Below are 16,440 nucleotides of genomic sequence, written 5' to 3' on the forward strand. Positions count from 1 at the left end.
TTTTGACGGGGTGGTTTAAAAGAGAGTTTCAGGTATCTGAGTGTTTTATTGTGAGTGTGTTGATGTATAATGATTAGGAAATTCCTATAAAAAATCGAGAGCTTCCACAATGGCATGACTAAAAACAAAAAAAGCGCTGAATTATCAACGCTTTCTCCTTTCACTTTTTACTTTTATCCCATTTATAATCCCGGGAACAGGCTGTATCAAAAAAGGTCGGGAAATTTTCCCAACCTTGTATATTTTATACCACTCCCTGAGCCAGCATTGCTTCTGCAACTTTCACGAAGCCGGCGATATTAGCGCCTTTCACGTAGTTTACATAGCCGTCTTCCTCTTTGCCGTAGTCTCTGCATGCTTTATGGATTCCGATCATAATCTCTTTCAATCTTGCATCTACCTCTTCAGAAGTCCAGTTCAGACGGATAGAGTTTTGTGTCATTTCTAATCCGGAAGTTGCAACACCTCCTGCGTTAGACGCTTTCCCCGGAGAGAACAACACTTTATTATCAAGGAAATAATTAATAGCATCTAATGTCGAAGGCATATTGGCTGCTTCAGTTACGCAAACGCATCCGTTTTCAACCAACAGCTTTGCATCATCCAGATCAAGCTCATTCTGCGTTGCAGATGGGATGGCTACATCACATTTTACTTCCCAAGGGCGTTTTCCTGCAAAGAATTGCGCAGAAGGATATTTTTTAGCATAATCTTCCGCTCTGTTGTTTCCTGAGGATCTTAATTCTAACAAATAATCAATCTTTTCTCCTTCAATACCATCTTTATCATACACATATCCGTCAGGCCCGGAGATGGTAACAACTTTACCGCCAAGCTCGGATACTTTCTTAATTACCCCCCAGGCTACGTTTCCGAAACCTGAAACCGTTACCACCTTTTCTTTAAAGGTTTGTCCGATTGTTTTAAGCATTTGCTCAGCAAAATATACTACCCCGTATCCGGTAGCTTCAGGACGGATCAGTGAGCCACCGTAGGCAAGACCTTTACCGGTAAGCACTCCTGTAAATTCGTTTCTTACTTTTTTATACTGTCCGAATAAATATCCGATCTCTCTGGCACCAACACCGATATCCCCGGCAGGAACGTCTGTTTCAGGACCCACATGTTTACACAATTCTGTCATGAATGCCTGGCAGAAACGCATTACCTCCATATCAGATTTACCTTGCGGATCGAAGTCTGAACCTCCTTTACCACCTCCCATCGGAAGTGTCGTAAGAGAGTTTTTAAATACCTGCTCGAACGCTAAGAATTTAAGAACCGAAAGGTTTACCGTAGGATGGAATCGGATTCCTCCTTTATATGGTCCGATCGCAGAGTTCATCTGAATTCTGTATCCTCTGTTTACCTGGATTTCTCCCTTATCGTCAACCCACGGAACTCTGAAGATGATGATTCTTTCAGCCTCCGCCATTCTTTCAAGAAGTTTCATGCCCGTATATTCCTTCTTAGTCATAATAAACGGAATTACTGTAACAGCAACTTCTTTTACGGCTTGTAAAAATTCTGGCTCGTTAGGGTTTTTGGCCTCAATTTTTGCTATAAACTCTTGGATTTTCTGGTCAATATTATATTGTTCCATATATTAGGGTTGAATATTATTGCCAACAAATTTAATTTTTTTTTCAAGATTCACAATACCTTTATGAATGATTGTTGAAAGTTTAATAATATAAACACTTAATATTATTAAATTGATAATTTACGCTTTAATGTTATTAAAAATTAAATGTTATCTTTAAAATAATGCAATATTAAGAAAAGGTTAAATCTTATATTGCTAAAAATTGTCTCCCTGAAAGTGATTTTACTCTCCCCAAAAGTTCCAGTTCCAGAATTATGGGTAAAATTTTGTGGGAAGAAAGGTCTGTTTTTTCGATGATTTCATCTAAAGATATCTTGGGGTTGCCTGCAATAATGTCGAATATGAGTTGTTGAGATTCAGAGAATTGAATATTGATTTCACTATGGGAAAACAATTCTTTCATTTTTGCTTTAGGCTTTTTGATTCCCAGATTTTCAATAAGGTTTTTTACTGTAGAAATTGCCGCCGCTTTATGCTGAAATATCAGATGATTACAGCCCTGGCTTTGTTTGTCGGTAATTTTTCCGGGCAGTGCAAAAACTTCACGATTATACTGATTGGCAAAAGTTGCCGTACTGATCGATCCGCCACCAAATGCGGTTTCTACAACGATTGTAGCAGGGGAGAGGCCGGCCACAATCCTGTTTCTCTGAATAAAATTTTCGCGGTCGGGTTTTCGTGAGGAATTAAATTCGGTGAATAAAGCTCCTCCTTCTTCAATAATTTTTTCGGAAAGTCTTTTGTTTTTTGAAGGATAAATCGTGTGAAAACCATGCGCCAGTACGGCAATTGTAGGAATATGCTTTTGAAGAGACTGCTCATGAACTTCCTTGTCGATACCTAAAGCAAGACCGCTCACCGATGCAAAATTGCAGGACTGCGTTTCTTCAAAGAAGTCATGAAGAAACTGGCTGCCGTAGGAAGTCATATTTCGGGTTCCTACAATGCTCACTTTTTGCTGGTGATCGTCGAAACTGCCTTTTTGGTAAAGAATAGCCGGGGCATCATAGCATTCATTCAGTAATTTTGGAAGCTCGTTATGATGTCTCAGATTTATACGGATATTATTCTTTTCACAAAATCTAAGCTCATTTTCAGCAAACTTCAGATGATCTGGATTTCCGATGTCAGCGACCATTTTATATCCAAGTCCTTCAATTTTTTTATATTCTTTGCGTGTGTGTTGCCAGGCATTTTTTGCGCTTCCGAAAGTGCGTACAAGCTTGTAAAAATTAATGTCACCGATTAAGTTGCATTCGCGCAGGGCAATAGAGTAAAGGTGTTCTTCAGAATACATTTGTGTCGTTTTCACAAATGTAGAAAATTTTTACTATTAATTTAAATCTGAATGGTTCAAATTATTTTCGTCTCAGCTCATCCAGATGCTCCCAGATATCATCTCTTTTTTTATAGGGAAGTTCCATAAAATCATCAGGATGGTTTTCTTTATATTCCTGCCAGAGTTTATCGTCTTTTTCGCTGTAATAGTTGGGGAATTCCCAGATATATTTTTTCTTTTTGTCGCCTACTTTTTTAAATATAAATGCAAGAATAACGCCCACAACAGCTCCTGCAAGGTGTGCCTGCCACGCAATTTTACTTGGCTCCTGAAGATTATAAAATAACTCTTCCGGCAGCATTCCCCAAACCAGACTTCCGTAGTATAGTACAACGAGTAAAGAAATGGTGAGCAGTTTCATATTCCATCTGAAAATACCACTGAAGAAAAGGAAGAAAGCAAGGACATATACTACACCGCTGGCTCCTATGGTGCAGGTGTACAAATACTCGCCCGTCATAAAATCAATAGGAGGAAGAAGCCAGACCAGCAGACCGGTAGCAAGCCATCCCAGTATAAAAACTTTGTTGGCGACCAAAGGATAAAACTGATACAGAAGAAACATGAGAATAGCAATAGGAATAGAATTTCCTACAAGATGATCGAGATTTCCGTGTAAAAGAGGTGAAGTAATAATCCCTAATAAACCTTCCGGCAGAAGGGGAATAATTGCCCCAAAACAACTTTCAAAAAAGCCCTGAAGCTGCAGAAAATATCCCAGCCACATCGCTGCAAGCATGAGCAGAGGGCTGATAATAGCTTTTTTGGAAATTACATTGTTTTTTAGCATGAAGTGTTTATGTCAAATGAAAAGCCAAGGATAAATTTCGGAAAATTTGTCGATGAATTACAAGGCTGTTTTTTTATTTCAGCCAAAAAGTTATGATTTTACTTTCTTTTATTCATTTTTAACTTAACTGTCATGAAAAAAGAAATTATAAGGACATAAAACCGATAAAACAGAGATTTGTAAGCATGTAATTTGTCTTGTCAAATTTATATTTAATATTTTTGTGTAGAATTTTGTAAAATGAAATCTTGAACTCATGAAGAAGTTTTTATTAATTCTTTCCATCTCTTTGGGAATTTTAGGGAAAGCACAGGTTATTCTGGATACAGCTTCTATAAAAGTAGATACTGTAAAGCACTGGTCGGTGGTTGGCAAGCAATCTTTAATGATTAATCAGGCAGCATTCTCCAACTGGGTCGGAGGTGGTGCAAACAATTTCGGTTGGCTTGTAGGCGCAGATTACAATATCAGATATGAAAAAGACAATGATCTTTGGGAAAATATTATTCTCCTCAATTACGGTCAAAACGATACGAAAGGTCTTGGCGTAAGAAAAACGCAGGATGTCATTAATTTTTCTACAAATTACGGAAGAAAAGTTTCCAAAAGCTGGTATCTTTCTGTAGGAGCAGGTGTGCAGTCTCAGTTTACGGTGGGATATGAAGACGGTAATAATCCTGAGGCTAAGAAAATTTCTAACTTTATGGCACCGGGTTATCTTAACGTCGGTATGGGGATCACCTACAGACCCAATGAAAATATTAATGTAACATTGAGACCTTCCAATGCCAGATGGACTTTTGTTTTTGACGAAGATCTACAGACTGCAGGAACGTATGGTCTGAAAGCCGATGGAGATAATTCTTTACTGCAATACGGTTTTCTGGGAACTGCTTTATATAAGTTCAAATTAATGGAAAATATAAATGTTACCAATACGGCTTCAGTTTTCTCCAATTATCTCGATCATCCGGAAAGGCTGGTTCTCGCTTACGGGCTTGTTTTAAACTTAAAGGTTAATAAATTTATTTCTTCCAATATTACGGTAGATTTAATGTACGATCATAACCAAATCAAAAAAACACAGCTTAAACAGACGCTGGGAGTTGGCTTTGCCTATACGCTGGATAATGGCGGAAAACGTTCTGACAGAAAGGACAGCCAGTGGTGGATAAAAAAATAAATAATGAATCAAAGAAATATATCTTTAGAGTGGGCTTTAGCTCACTTTTTTGTTTAATACAATGAAGGCTTTATCCAAAATTTGAATATTTTCTAAGCACAAAAAACACAAATGTTTTCACAAATTGTACGATATTCTGCTGGTCATTTTATAAATGGAACGCTAAAAGTGGTTAGCATTAAAAAACAAAAGCACCTCAAAATGAAGTGCTTTATTATTACCAATTATATATTGTTTAAAACTCTATATCTACTTCAAGTTTCTCTGCCAAAAGCTTTGAAATTTTTTCTTTTAAAGGCTCAATATCAATATTCTGCATCGCATCATTTGCGAAAGCATACAGTAATAATGCCTGAGCTTCTTTTTTAGAGATACCTCTTGCTCTCAGATAGAACAATGCATCTTCATTCAACTGACCGACCGTACAACCGTGAGAACATTTCACATCATCGGCGAAAATTTCTAACTGAGGTTTTGTATCGATGACGGCACCTTCGCTCAATAATACATTATTATTCTGCTGGTAAGCATTTGTTTTCTGAGCAATTTTATCCACAAAAACTTTCCCGTTGAAAACCCCGTGAGATTTTCCGTCGAAAATACCCTTGTAGTTCTGATAACTCTCACAGTTCGGGAAGTTGTGGTGAACCGCCGTATGATGGTCAACCAGCTGATCTTTTCCGATAACCGTGATTCCATTCATAAAAGAATTGATATTCGATCCGTTATGAATAAAATCAAGATTGTTTCTTACCAGTTTACCTCCAAAAGAGAATGTATTTACAGTGGTTAAGCTATCTTTTTCCTGCTTTGCAAAAGTATTGTCGATTAAATAAGAAGTATCATTGTCATTTTGTACTTTATGCCAGTCAGCTTTTGCATTCGGATACGTGAAAATTTCTGTCACCGAATTGGTTAATACGTAAGTACTGTCAAAATTATGATGGCTTTCAATGATTTCTACTTTTGCCCCTTCTTCTACGATTAATAAGTTTCTCGTATTATAAAAAGTGTTTTCTTCCTGATTCTGAGAAATATAGAAAACGTGAATTGGTTTTTCAATCACCACATTTTTAGGAACTTTCAAGAAAAAACCGTATTTACAATAAGCCTGGTTTAAATTCGTGAAAGCTGATTTGTCCTCAGCAATCGTATTAAAATATTTCTCAAAAACGTCTCTGTGCTTCTCATCATTTAAAGCATAATTAAATGAAAGAAACTCAACGTTTTCAATCGAAACTTTTGATAGCTCTTTGTGAAGCTTACCATTTACGAAAGTGATCCAATCGAAGTTTTCTTCACCCAAATGCAATTCATCCAGCTGTTCACGGGTTATATTGTGATGTTCTTTCGGAAAAAAGTTATAGGCTTTTTCAGTAATCTCTTTTAAGCTGGTATATTTATATTCTTCGTCTTTTTTTGTCGGAAAACCCATGCTTTCAAATCTTTGAAGAGCTGCTTTTCTGTCTTCGTCCAAAAATCGGTGATGAAGACTTTCCAAAAATTCATGGTGGTTTTCTGTAATCTGTTCTTTTAATGCCATTACTGGTATATCTGTGGTTTGCACCATTTTTTCTTTTTTTGTTTGGCTAAAATTGTTAAACCAAGAGATCGTGATCTCTGAATTTCTTAATCTTTTAATTAATTTAAAAGCCAGTCGTACCCTTTTTCTTCCAGTTCCAAAGCCAGAGATTTATCACCTGTTTTGATGATTTTTCCGTTTGCAAGGACATGAACGAAGTCAGGTTGAATATAATTAAGCAATCTTTGATAGTGGGTAATCAAAAGAACTGCATTTCCTTCATTTTTAAAAGCATTTACACCGTCTGCAACGATTCTTAATGCATCAATGTCTAATCCTGAATCAGTTTCATCAAGGATTGCCAGTTTCGGATCAAGCATCATCATCTGGAAAATCTCGTTTCTTTTCTTTTCACCTCCTGAAAATCCTTCATTCAATGATCTTGAAAGGAAATCTTTTTTGATGCCCAATTTTTCAGATTTTTCACGAATCATTGCCAACATTTCTTTTGCTGGCATTTCATCCAATCCGTTTGCTTTTCTGTTTTCATTCATCGCTGCTTTGATGAAGTTGGTTACAGAAACTCCCGGAATTTCTACCGGATACTGAAAAGAAAGGAAAATCCCTTTGTGGGCTCTGTCTTCCGGAGCGTCTTCAATGATATCTTCACCTCTGAAGATAATTTCCCCATCGGTCACTTCATAGTCTTCTTTTCCTGCGATAACAGAAGAAAGAGTAGATTTTCCGGCTCCGTTCGGTCCCATGATGGCGTGAACTTCACCTGGTTTTATTTCAAGATTGATCCCTTTTAAAATTTCTGCGCCGTCTTCAATTTTGGCGTGTAAGTTTTTTATCTCTAACATATATTTATTCAAATTTATCGCAAGGTTAGACTTTAAGTATATCCTTTATAACACTAAACTACAATTACAAAGGCATTAACGCCAGCGAATGAAATACTATTTTTATTTTTTATTTAAACATTAAGAATTTAAGCAATTTTTAATGTATTATTTCTCTTAAGGAAATCAATAAATTGATTTTAATTTAAGATTTTTTAAGGTCTTTCGGTTCTTAATTTCATCAATATTAAATCATTCCGGAAGTTTTGTGAAATACTCATTTACCAAAGGAATCATCGATTTCGAAATATTATCCGTGTAAAAATTAATCAAAAGACCTTGAGGCTTTTTCAATATTTTCATATAAGTCATCAATTGAGCTTGATGAACGGGTAATAAATTTTCTACCGTTTTGATTTCTATAATAATTGTGTCATTCACTAGCAAATCAATTTTTAACGGAGTTTCAATTTCAATTTTTCCATAATTGATTTTGGTACTGATCTGTTGATTTACTATAAATCCTTTTTCTTTTAATTCATATGCCAAACACATTTCATAAACACTTTCTAACAAACCCGGCCCAAGTTCTTTATGAACTTTGATTGCGCATCCTACAATATCATAAGAGAGCTGTGTTATTTGTATTTTATTCATCTTAATTTCTTTATAAGAATTGATTAATCAATTCCTTCATATTTAAAACGTTAAGCATTTAATATAAAACTTAATTTCTTAATGTTTAAATATTATCCCACAGAACCTTCTAAAGAAATCTCCAGCAATTTCTGGGCTTCAATAGCGAACTCCATTGGTAATTTATTTAAAACTTCTTTACTGAAACCATTTACGATTAACGCAATTGCTCTTTCCGTATCAATTCCTCTTTGGTTGCAGTAGAAAATCTGATCTTCCCCGATTTTTGAAGTCGTTGCTTCGTGTTCCAATTGAGCCGTCGGATCTTTAATCTCAATATAAGGGAAAGTATGTGCTCCACATTCGTTACCCATCAGCAACGAGTCACATTGGGAGAAGTTTCTTGCTCCTTTTGCGGAAGGCATTACTTTTACCAAACCTCTGTATGAGTTCTGGGATTTTCCTGCAGAGATTCCTTTAGAAATAATTGTTGATTTGGTATTCTTACCGATGTGGATCATTTTTGTTCCGGTATCTGCATATTGGTGATTGTTGGTCACGGCGATAGAGTAAAACTCACCGATTGATCCGTCACCTTTTAAGATACAAGAAGGATATTTCCAGGTTACGGCAGAACCTGTTTCAACCTGAGTCCAGGAAATTTTTGCATTCCTCTCGCAAAGTCCTCTTTTTGTCACAAAGTTGAAAACTCCGCCTTTTCCTTCTTCATTTCCGGGATACCAGTTTTGTACGGTTGAATATTTAATTTCCGCGTTATCCAAAGCGATTAATTCAACAACAGCGGCGTGAAGCTGGTTTTCGTCTCTTGATGGCGCGGTACATCCTTCAAGATAAGAAACATAACTTCCTTCGTCGGCGATTACAAGTGTTCTTTCAAACTGACCTGTTCCTGCCTGATTGATACGGAAATAAGTTGATAATTCCATAGGGCATTTTACACCTTTTGGAATATAGCAGAAACTTCCGTCAGAAAATACTGCAGAATTCAAAGCGGCATAGAAATTATCCCCTCTCGGAACTACTTTGCCAAGATATTTTCGTACTAAATCCGGATGATTTTTAATGGCTTCAGAGATGGAACAGAATATAATTCCTTTCTCCATCAGAGTGTCCTGGAAGGTGGTTTTCACAGAAACTGAGTCCATTACAATATCCACTGCAACTCCGGAAAGTCTTTTTTGCTCTTCGATATTGATTCCCAATTTTTCAAAGGTTTTCAATAATTCAGGATCAACTTCATCCAAACTGTTTAGTTCTGGTTTTACCTTTGGTGCAGCATAATAGCGTACAGCCTGAAAGTCAGGTTTTTCGTATTTGATATTAGCCCAATCAGGCTCAGTCATTTTCAACCAGATTTTGAAAGATTCCAGACGCCACTCTGTCATCCATTCCGGCTCTTCTTTTTTGGCAGAAATGGCGCGGATAATATCTTCATTCAAACCGATAGGAAAATCTTCGTAATCGATTTTCGTTTCCCAGCCGAATTCGTATTTTTTATTTTCTAAGTCGACGCGTAAATCGTCCTCTGTATATTTATTCATTATTTTATATTCAAAAAATTCAAAATTCGAAATTCAAAATTTTGCTTCTCCGAATTATTTTTTATTTATCTGTTTTTATATTTAGATCCTTTAAGATCGCTATTTTGTAAATAAAATATAAAGCCTCCTATCTTTTTACTTAAATCTATCGTTTTTAATTTTAAAACCTCAAATTTTTCGTTTGAAATAAAATTCCGATCTAAAACTCTATATCATTGAGATCTTGTCTCTCCACAAAATGCTTTAGAAATGTATAAGAATTGTATAAACTCTCTATTTCCGTTTCTCTCAAAACCTTCAGCAATATTATCCATTATTGAGCCTGAAGATCCATCGATTTGGTTTGCTAAACGAAAATTATTTTTAAGATCAGAATTTTCAATAATTTCGTAAATATCATTACAAAGTTCTCTCGAAAGCTGCCATATTTCTAAATCTTCAAAACTCTTATACGTTGCCAATAATATTGAATTTTAAATCTTAAATATTGAATTTAAAGTGAAAAACTTTCCCCACATCCGCATGTTCTGGATGCATTAGGATTATTAAAAATAAATCCTTTTCCATTTAAACCTCCTGAATACTCAAGAGTGGTTCCTGCCAGATAGAGAATTGATTTTTTATCTACAATAATTTTGATATCATTGTCTTCAAAAATTTGATCAGAATCTGTTTTTTCATTGTCAAACTTCAAAACATATTCTAAACCAGAGCATCCTCCGCTTTTCACCCCAACTCTTATATAGTCTTCAAAAGGTTTAAAACCATCTTCTGTCATCAGCTGGATGGCTTTTGCTTTTGCTTGATCTGATACTTTTATCATTGTATTTATTTAGAATGATTTAATAATGCAAAAATACGTACAATAATTAGTATATAAAAATTAGCGATTTTATTTTATCAATTTTTATTATTGATGCTTTAACTTTGTGAAGGATTTAAAATCCAAACACTAAATTTATCCCAATGAAAAAAATAGGCATTATTGCTTTAACCTTATTCATGCATTGTGTATTTGCACAAACCAACAGGTTTGTTTATCAGGTAACCATGAAGCCTGATGCATCTGATAAAAATGACATAAAAACAGAAAACGCATATCTTGATATTTCTGCTGAAAAATCGATTTTTTATTCTGAAAACAGAATAAAACGGGATTCAATAATTCAGGCAACTATTCAGAGTGGTGGCGCAAGAGGTTTCAATAGAGATCAGATGCAAAATCTGAGATCAATTATTAACTATTCTATTGAAAAAGATAAAAAAGATCAGAAGATTATTTTTAAGGATAGAATAGGAAGAGATGTTTATACGTATGAGGAAGACCGGCCTTTAAACTGGAAGATTATGCCGGAAACCACCAAGATAGGAGAATATAAGGTTCAGAAGGCGGAAACTGATTTTGGTGGAAGAAAATGGACTGCGTGGTTCACGACCGACTTGCCTTATCAGGATGGCCCTTATAAATTCGGCGGACTTCCAGGGCTTATCGTAAAAGTAGAAGATGATAAAGGTGAATATTCTTTTGATTTAATGAAAAATTATAAAATTGCTGATTTTCCTACTTTAAATCAATTTGGAAATACCATTAAAGTAAAAAGAACAGACTATATAAAGCAACAGAAAAAATTCATGGAAGATCCTATGGCTTTTATGTCTCAAGGCGGATCAATGAGAATAGGCGGTAACAGAGGCGGCGGAAATCCTGCTGATATGAGGAAAAGAATGGAAGAGAGAGTAAAAGATGAAGCCAAGAAAAACAGTAATCCTATTGAATTACAATAAAGTAAAGCCCTGAAGAATTCCTTCAGGACTTTTCATTTTATCTTGTTAAATAACTATTTCAAAAGCTGATTGAAAGTGTCGCCTTGTTTGATGTCTCCGGTGTTGTATCCTTTCATAAACCATTCTTTACGTTGCGCTGAAGATCCGTGTGTAAAGCTTTCCTGATTAACATACCCCTGAGATCTTCTCTGTATATTATCATCTCCTACCGCTTCGGCAGCATCAATGGCAGACTGGATGTCTCCCGGTTCTAAAATATGTTTTTCAGCATCCGTTCTTTTTGCCCAAAGTCCGGCATAGAAATCAGCCTGCAGTTCTGTAGCCACGGAAACTCTGTTCATTTCTGTTTCGCTGTATCTTCCGCTTCTTCTCATTTCATCTACTTTTTGCGTTGTTCCCAAAAGCGTCTGAACATGGTGTCCTACCTCATGGGCAAGAACATAAGCAACGGTAAATTCTGTTACTTTTGCTCCGAATTTTTTCTGAAGCTCATTAAAAAAGCTCATGTCCATATAAACAGATTGGTCTGCAGGGCAGTAGAAAGGTCCCATTGCTGCCTGTGCGGTTCCGCACCCTGATTGTGTAGTGCTTTCAAAAAGAACAATTTTAGGAGGTTCATACGTCATTCCGTTTTCATTAAAAACCTTATCCCAGGTGATGGTATTCCATTTTCCCATCATGTCCACCATTTCTCCGATTTTCATTTCTTCCGGTGTTAGTTCTCTCTGCTCGGTCTGTGCAGATCCGGATCCGCTTCCGGATGAAAGTATGGAAGAAGGATCTCCTCCCAGGAAAAAAATAATGGCTGCAATAATCAATGTTCCCAGTCCGCCTCCTACTACGGCTCCGCCGCCTAGTCCACGCCTGTCTTCCACGTTACCGCCTCTGTCGTCAGTCCATCTCATAGTTTTATTATTTTGTGATATGTAAATTTAACTATTTAAAAATATACTTTTTATGGATGAAAAAATATTTTTAAGCATTATCGGTTGAGTTGATTTTCCTTCAGCCAATTTGATGTAGATTGATACGCTGCAATGGTCTGTTCAACAAGGTTTTTGTTCTGAGAATCGGGTTTCAGAAATTTTTCATCATAATAAATATTGAATTCCGGGCTTAAATTGTTTTTTTGCTGTGTAAGTGAATATTGCTTAATCTTCTTTACCGGAGAAATAATGGTTAAATAGTTATCTTTAATAAATCCAAGATCCTGATAAGTGGCAACATAAGCTTTCGGTTGGAAAGTTTTACTGAAAACATCCTGCCCTAAAAATTTTGACTGATAATTAAAATTAAGCAACCCCAACAGGGTAGGCATTACATCAATCTGTGACATGGTTTGCGTGAATTTTTGTGGCTGAATGAAACCCTCTGAAAAAATCATCGCAGGAATTTTATATTTATCCATAGGAAGTTCTGTATTCCCGGCGCTTGAAGCACAATGGTCGGCAATGATAACAAAAACGGTATTTTGATACCATGCTTGTTTTTTTGCCATCTCGAAGAATTTTTTCAAGGAATAATCGGTGTATTTTACGCCGCCTTCACGGGATTTTGCATCTCCGGGAATATCAATTTTTCCATTCGGATAGGTAAATGGACGGTGATTGGAAACCGTCATCCAATGATTAAAAAATGGTTTTCCGGATTTTGCTTCAGCATTCATTGTTTGAATTGTCTTTTTCGCCATATCTTCATCGGCAACACCCCAGACATTGGCAAAGGTAATTTCTTCCGGGCTAAAATTGTTTCTGTCTACGATGCCGTAGCCATTTCCTTCATAGAAGTCTTTCATATTATCGAAGTAGCTGTAGCCGCCATATAAGAATTTTACGTCGTAACCTTTAGATTTAAAAACACTTCCGGTTGTAAATTTATTTTTATTGTTTTCTCTTTTAATAATACTTTCACCGGCAGTTGGAGGAATACAGAGGGTAAGCGCCTCAAGCCCACGAACGGTTCTGTTTCCGGTAGCATACAAATTGGTGAACATTAAAGATCGGTCTGCAAGACTGTCCAGGAAAGGCGTGATTTTCTGCGTATTGCCATAATGTTCCATAAAATCTGCCGATAAACTTTCGATAGAAATTAAAACAACATTTTTCTTTAATTCAGGTTTGCCGGATTCAATATTTCTCTTCAAAAGAGGAGGAGCGTATTGACTTAAGAAGGTTCTATCTGCCTGCTGTTGATTCATTACGGGATAAAACTGAAAATAATCCAGCTCATTATGTGTAAATGCCCAATAGAATTTTGGTAATCCGTTGGCCTGGATTTCTTCTTTAAAAACATTTTCAGATTTAAGTTTTGTTGTGAAATTTAATCCGATAAGACTTATTCCTACTAAAGCACAAAATGATATTAATAGAATCAGTTTTTGTTTTAAGTTGGGAAGATTCAGAAGTTCTGCATTTGTTTTCCGGTAAATATAAATGGTAAAAACGGCAGCAATAGCAAAAATGGCCAGAAATAAAGGAACCACCGGATAACTTTCCATGATGTTTCCGATGACCTCGTTGGTGTAAATCAGATAATCTACTGCGATGAAATTATATCTTAGTCCAAATTCATTATAGAAGAAATATTCGCTCACGGCATTAAATACAATCAGCAAAACATATAGAAAAATCGTGATGAAATATAATACGTTTCTTATTTTAATACGTTTTTCCGGAAGAAACAACATCAAACTGAAAAAAATAATCTTAAGGCCAATGAATGAAAGTGCAATTTCCGCAACGGATCCTCCATACTGTTTAAAAATGTTATTCGGAATGAGAAGAATATATAAAAAGAAAACAAGTAATACTCCTAAAATAATATATCCATAAGGTTTTTGATATTTTGAATCGGACAAAAACAAAAAATATAAAGCCAAAAATGGACACGTCAACACAAAGACTAGGGAATCATTTAAGATTCCGATCATCAAAATTTTAATGACCTCAAAAAAACTGAAATCTGCAGTTGTGATTGGGTGGAAAAGAAATATGATTCTCAATACCAGCGAAATAGCCAGATAAAAAAATCCCAGATACAAAAAAGGCTTTATTCTTTGAATAAACATATTTTATTAATTAAATATTAATTCTTACAAATTTAGTTATTGCGTATTATTGTTTAATATAAAATCTTAAAATTTGATATTAATTAGAAAGTTTATAAATATTTAAAATAATATTATAAAATTAATAGTGATTAAAAGTAATAGCGTTTTATAATATTAAAAAAAGAGGACTATTTGTACAGTCCTCCATATATTTAAATTCAGTAAAGCTTAATGACTAATGCCCGAAACCGATATTTCCCTTTTTGCCGGATAAATTCTTTCTGAAATCGATCATTCGCAACGCTGTAACTGCGGCTTCCACACCTTTATTTCCTAAATCTCCGCCGCTTCTTGCGATGGATTGCTCTTTTGTATCATCTGTAAGCACGCAGAAAATGGTAGGAGTATCTGTCAAAATATTACAGTCTTTGATTCCCTGAGCAACCGCAGAACAAACGTAATCGAAGTGTGGTGTTTCACCACGGATTACACATCCGATAGAAATTACAGCATCAAATTTTCGCTCTTTGCAAAGCTGCATACTTGCATAGTTGAGCTCAAAAGCTCCCGGAACCGGAAAAAGTTTTATATTTTCAGATTTTACGCCTTCTTTTTGAAGAATTTCTAAAGCTGCATCACGAAGATTGTAGGTTACAAAATCATTCCACTCAGAAAAAACAATGCCGATAGAAAACTCATCGGCATTGGTTATATGAAGTGGCTTGTAATCGGAAAGATTAACTGTTGCCATTATTTAATAGTATTTAGTCATTTCAATATAAGAGTCAGACATTCCATTGTCATAGTCCTGATATTTTTCATCAATCGTAGCAAAATATTTTTTAGCATCTGCTTTTTTGTTAAGACCTAATGCCAGAATACCTGCTTTTCTTGTGAAATAATAAGTTGTGTACGGATCATCGGAAGCAGAAGCTGCTTTATCAAGCAATTGTAATGCATCATCGTTTTTATTAAGACCAGACTGTGCATCTGCCATCGCACCATACTTCATTGCCATTAATGTTTTGTTGTCTGATGAAAATTTGTCAAGAAGATCATAGGCTTCCTGGAATTTTCCTTCTTTAAACTTTAAAATTCCGGCATTGTAAGCAGAAAGTTTACCAATGTTTGTATTAGAATATTCATCATACGTTCCTAAGAAACCAGGGTTTGCAGCAGATTTTCCTCCCAATGCTTCCTTATCTTTACCTTCCGTAAGGTTTTTCTGAGCAGCAAGGAAACTTTTTACAGCCTCAGTATTTTTAGGAGCTACAACAAACTGTTTATATGCGAAGAATCCCAAAACGCCTAAAACAAGCACTCCGAAAACAATACCCAATGGTTTTGAATATCTTTCAATAAATCTTTCGGTGTTTAAAGCTTCTCTGTCAAGATCTTTAAAAAACTCCACTGTTTCTTTACCTTCTTGCTCGTGTTGAGCATTCTTTGTAAGTTTTGCCATAAATTGTTAAAAATTGAAATGCAAATTTAATTGTTTCTGAATGATTTACAAAATACTTTCTGAGTATTATTGATTTTATTTAAACAAATAAATTGAATTGTGAATTGTTAAACGTGAATATTTATTTTAATATTCTAAAATGTGATAAACTTCTGCATTGAATTTCTTCAGCTTTTCTTCTCCGTTTAATCCTTTTAAACCGATTAGAAAACTGAATTGTGCAACTGTAGCTCCTTGTTTTTCAACCAGCTTTGCTGCGGCTTCTGTAGTTCCTCCTGTTGCCAGAAGGTCGTCGTGGATGAGAACTCTCTGCCCGGGTTTTATCTGTCCTTCACGTGTTTCGATGACCGCGCTTCCGTATTCAAGATCGTATTTTTCTGAAATGACAGGTGGAGGTAGCTTTCCTGATTTTCTAATTAAGACAAACGGAACTTCCAAAGCAACAGCAATAGCAATCCCGAAAAGATAACCACGGCTTTCAATGCCGCAAACGGCATCAACCTTTCCTTTGCTGAACTTTACTAGATCTGCAATCACATCTTCATATAATTTCGGATCCAGGAAGATTGGCGAAATATCTTTAAACTGAATTCCCGGAATCGGAAAGTCAGGAATATTTTCAATGGTTTCTTCCAGTCTTTTTATTAATTCTTGTGAAGGCATT

15 protein-coding genes and 1 pseudogene are annotated in these 16,440 nt (G+C 35.6%); 2 read left to right on the forward strand and 14 right to left on the reverse strand.

Translation table 11 applies throughout. From position 1 onward, the window contains the following. Positions 1-244: 244 nt before the first annotated feature. The 3 genes from gdhA to BLR30_RS10235 form a co-directional block, all read right to left on the reverse strand. Entirely contained in the window at positions 245-1,603 is a 1,359-nt protein-coding gene (gene gdhA, locus BLR30_RS10225; RefSeq protein WP_089857890.1) for an NADP-specific glutamate dehydrogenase, read from the reverse strand. A gap of 190 nt (positions 1,604-1,793) precedes the next feature. Continuing rightward, the gene (dprA, locus tag BLR30_RS10230) at positions 1,794-2,903 is read right to left on the reverse strand and encodes a DNA-processing protein DprA (RefSeq protein ID WP_089857893.1); all 1,110 of its coding nucleotides are present in this window, start codon (positions 2,901-2,903) and stop codon (positions 1,794-1,796) included. A 61-nt stretch (positions 2,904-2,964) separates the two neighbouring features. Further along, positions 2,965-3,735: a rhomboid family intramembrane serine protease gene (locus BLR30_RS10235; RefSeq protein ID WP_089857897.1), complete on the reverse strand. Its 771-nt coding sequence runs from the start codon at positions 3,733-3,735 to the stop codon at positions 2,965-2,967. A 256-nt stretch (positions 3,736-3,991) separates the two neighbouring features. Between BLR30_RS10235 and BLR30_RS10240 the strand changes: the two genes are divergently transcribed. Then, positions 3,992-4,918, forward strand: coding sequence for a DUF3078 domain-containing protein (locus BLR30_RS10240; RefSeq protein ID WP_089857899.1), 927 nt, complete (start codon positions 3,992-3,994; stop codon positions 4,916-4,918). Between the two features lie 235 nt (positions 4,919-5,153). Here BLR30_RS10240 and sufD read toward each other — a convergent pair whose 3' ends face one another. From sufD to BLR30_RS10270, 6 genes and pseudogenes are all read right to left on the reverse strand, one after another. After that, positions 5,154-6,461: a Fe-S cluster assembly protein SufD gene (gene sufD, locus BLR30_RS10245; protein WP_175443647.1), complete on the reverse strand. Its 1,308-nt coding sequence runs from the start codon at positions 6,459-6,461 to the stop codon at positions 5,154-5,156. 98 nt (positions 6,462-6,559) lie between these two features. Continuing rightward, positions 6,560-7,303 (reverse strand): Fe-S cluster assembly ATPase SufC, encoded by a 744-nt coding sequence (gene sufC, locus BLR30_RS10250; protein ID WP_089857901.1) that lies wholly within the window; start codon positions 7,301-7,303, stop codon positions 6,560-6,562. A 231-nt stretch (positions 7,304-7,534) separates the two neighbouring features. Further along, on the reverse strand, positions 7,535-7,939 hold the full coding sequence (locus BLR30_RS10255; protein ID WP_089857904.1) for a GxxExxY protein: 405 nt from the start codon (positions 7,937-7,939) through the stop codon (positions 7,535-7,537). 92 nt (positions 7,940-8,031) lie between these two features. Next, a complete protein-coding gene (sufB, locus tag BLR30_RS10260) occupies positions 8,032-9,480 on the reverse strand; it encodes a Fe-S cluster assembly protein SufB (protein WP_089857907.1) in 1,449 nt (482 codons plus the stop codon). Positions 9,481-9,545: 65 nt separating this feature from the next. Next, positions 9,546-9,941, reverse strand: a pseudogene (locus tag BLR30_RS10265) (four helix bundle protein). A 32-nt stretch (positions 9,942-9,973) separates the two neighbouring features. Continuing rightward, on the reverse strand, positions 9,974-10,303 hold the full coding sequence (locus BLR30_RS10270) for a HesB/IscA family protein (protein ID WP_089857910.1): 330 nt from the start codon (positions 10,301-10,303) through the stop codon (positions 9,974-9,976). A gap of 143 nt (positions 10,304-10,446) precedes the next feature. Here BLR30_RS10270 and BLR30_RS10275 point away from each other — a divergent pair, with 143 nt between their 5' ends. Beyond that, positions 10,447-11,265, forward strand: coding sequence for a GLPGLI family protein (locus tag BLR30_RS10275; protein ID WP_089857913.1), 819 nt, complete (start codon positions 10,447-10,449; stop codon positions 11,263-11,265). A 53-nt stretch (positions 11,266-11,318) separates the two neighbouring features. Here the strand turns inward: BLR30_RS10275 and ypfJ are convergent, their stop codons facing one another. From ypfJ to BLR30_RS10300, 5 genes are all read right to left on the reverse strand, one after another. Then, positions 11,319-12,170 (reverse strand): KPN_02809 family neutral zinc metallopeptidase, encoded by an 852-nt coding sequence (gene ypfJ / locus BLR30_RS10280; protein ID WP_089857916.1) that lies wholly within the window; start codon positions 12,168-12,170, stop codon positions 11,319-11,321. A 77-nt stretch (positions 12,171-12,247) separates the two neighbouring features. Next, a complete protein-coding gene (locus BLR30_RS10285; protein WP_089857919.1) occupies positions 12,248-14,332 on the reverse strand; it encodes an LTA synthase family protein in 2,085 nt (694 codons plus the stop codon). A 217-nt stretch (positions 14,333-14,549) separates the two neighbouring features. After that, positions 14,550-15,065 carry a 6,7-dimethyl-8-ribityllumazine synthase gene (gene ribH / locus BLR30_RS10290; protein WP_089857922.1) on the reverse strand — a complete coding sequence of 172 codons (516 nt, stop codon included), beginning with the start codon at positions 15,063-15,065 and terminating at the stop codon, positions 14,550-14,552. Between the two features lie 3 nt (positions 15,066-15,068). Continuing rightward, positions 15,069-15,776 (reverse strand): YfgM family protein, encoded by a 708-nt coding sequence (locus BLR30_RS10295; protein ID WP_089857925.1) that lies wholly within the window; start codon positions 15,774-15,776, stop codon positions 15,069-15,071. A 126-nt stretch (positions 15,777-15,902) separates the two neighbouring features. Continuing rightward, positions 15,903-16,439, reverse strand: coding sequence for an adenine phosphoribosyltransferase (locus BLR30_RS10300; RefSeq protein WP_089857928.1), 537 nt, complete (start codon positions 16,437-16,439; stop codon positions 15,903-15,905). Position 16,440: the final 1 nt, after the last annotated feature.

The organism is Chryseobacterium taeanense (genome assembly GCF_900099685.1).
Lineage (GTDB): Bacteria > Bacteroidota > Bacteroidia > Flavobacteriales > Weeksellaceae > Chryseobacterium > Chryseobacterium taeanense.

Coding starts and splice junctions, on each gene's coding strand:
- ypfJ (WP_089857916.1), bottom strand. CDS start 12,170: ATGAGATGGACTGACGACAGAGGCGGTAACGTGGAAGACAGGCGTGGA.
- BLR30_RS10255 (WP_089857904.1), bottom strand. CDS start 7,939: ATGAATAAAATACAAATAACACAGCTCTCTTATGATATTGTAGGATGC.
- gdhA (WP_089857890.1), bottom strand. CDS start 1,603: ATGGAACAATATAATATTGACCAGAAAATCCAAGAGTTTATAGCAAAA.
- BLR30_RS10275 (WP_089857913.1), top strand. CDS start 10,447: ATGAAAAAAATAGGCATTATTGCTTTAACCTTATTCATGCATTGTGTA.
- BLR30_RS10300 (WP_089857928.1), bottom strand. CDS start 16,439: ATGCCTTCACAAGAATTAATAAAAAGACTGGAAGAAACCATTGAAAAT.
- dprA (WP_089857893.1), bottom strand. CDS start 2,903: ATGTATTCTGAAGAACACCTTTACTCTATTGCCCTGCGCGAATGCAAC.
- BLR30_RS10235 (WP_089857897.1), bottom strand. CDS start 3,735: ATGCTAAAAAACAATGTAATTTCCAAAAAAGCTATTATCAGCCCTCTG.
- BLR30_RS10285 (WP_089857919.1), bottom strand. CDS start 14,332: ATGTTTATTCAAAGAATAAAGCCTTTTTTGTATCTGGGATTTTTTTAT.
- BLR30_RS10270 (WP_089857910.1), bottom strand. CDS start 10,303: ATGATAAAAGTATCAGATCAAGCAAAAGCAAAAGCCATCCAGCTGATG.
- sufC (WP_089857901.1), bottom strand. CDS start 7,303: ATGTTAGAGATAAAAAACTTACACGCCAAAATTGAAGACGGCGCAGAA.
- BLR30_RS10240 (WP_089857899.1), top strand. CDS start 3,992: ATGAAGAAGTTTTTATTAATTCTTTCCATCTCTTTGGGAATTTTAGGG.
- ribH (WP_089857922.1), bottom strand. CDS start 15,065: ATGGCAACAGTTAATCTTTCCGATTACAAGCCACTTCATATAACCAAT.
- sufB (WP_089857907.1), bottom strand. CDS start 9,480: ATGAATAAATATACAGAGGACGATTTACGCGTCGACTTAGAAAATAAA.
- sufD (WP_175443647.1), bottom strand. CDS start 6,461: ATGGCATTAAAAGAACAGATTACAGAAAACCACCATGAATTTTTGGAA.
- BLR30_RS10295 (WP_089857925.1), bottom strand. CDS start 15,776: ATGGCAAAACTTACAAAGAATGCTCAACACGAGCAAGAAGGTAAAGAA.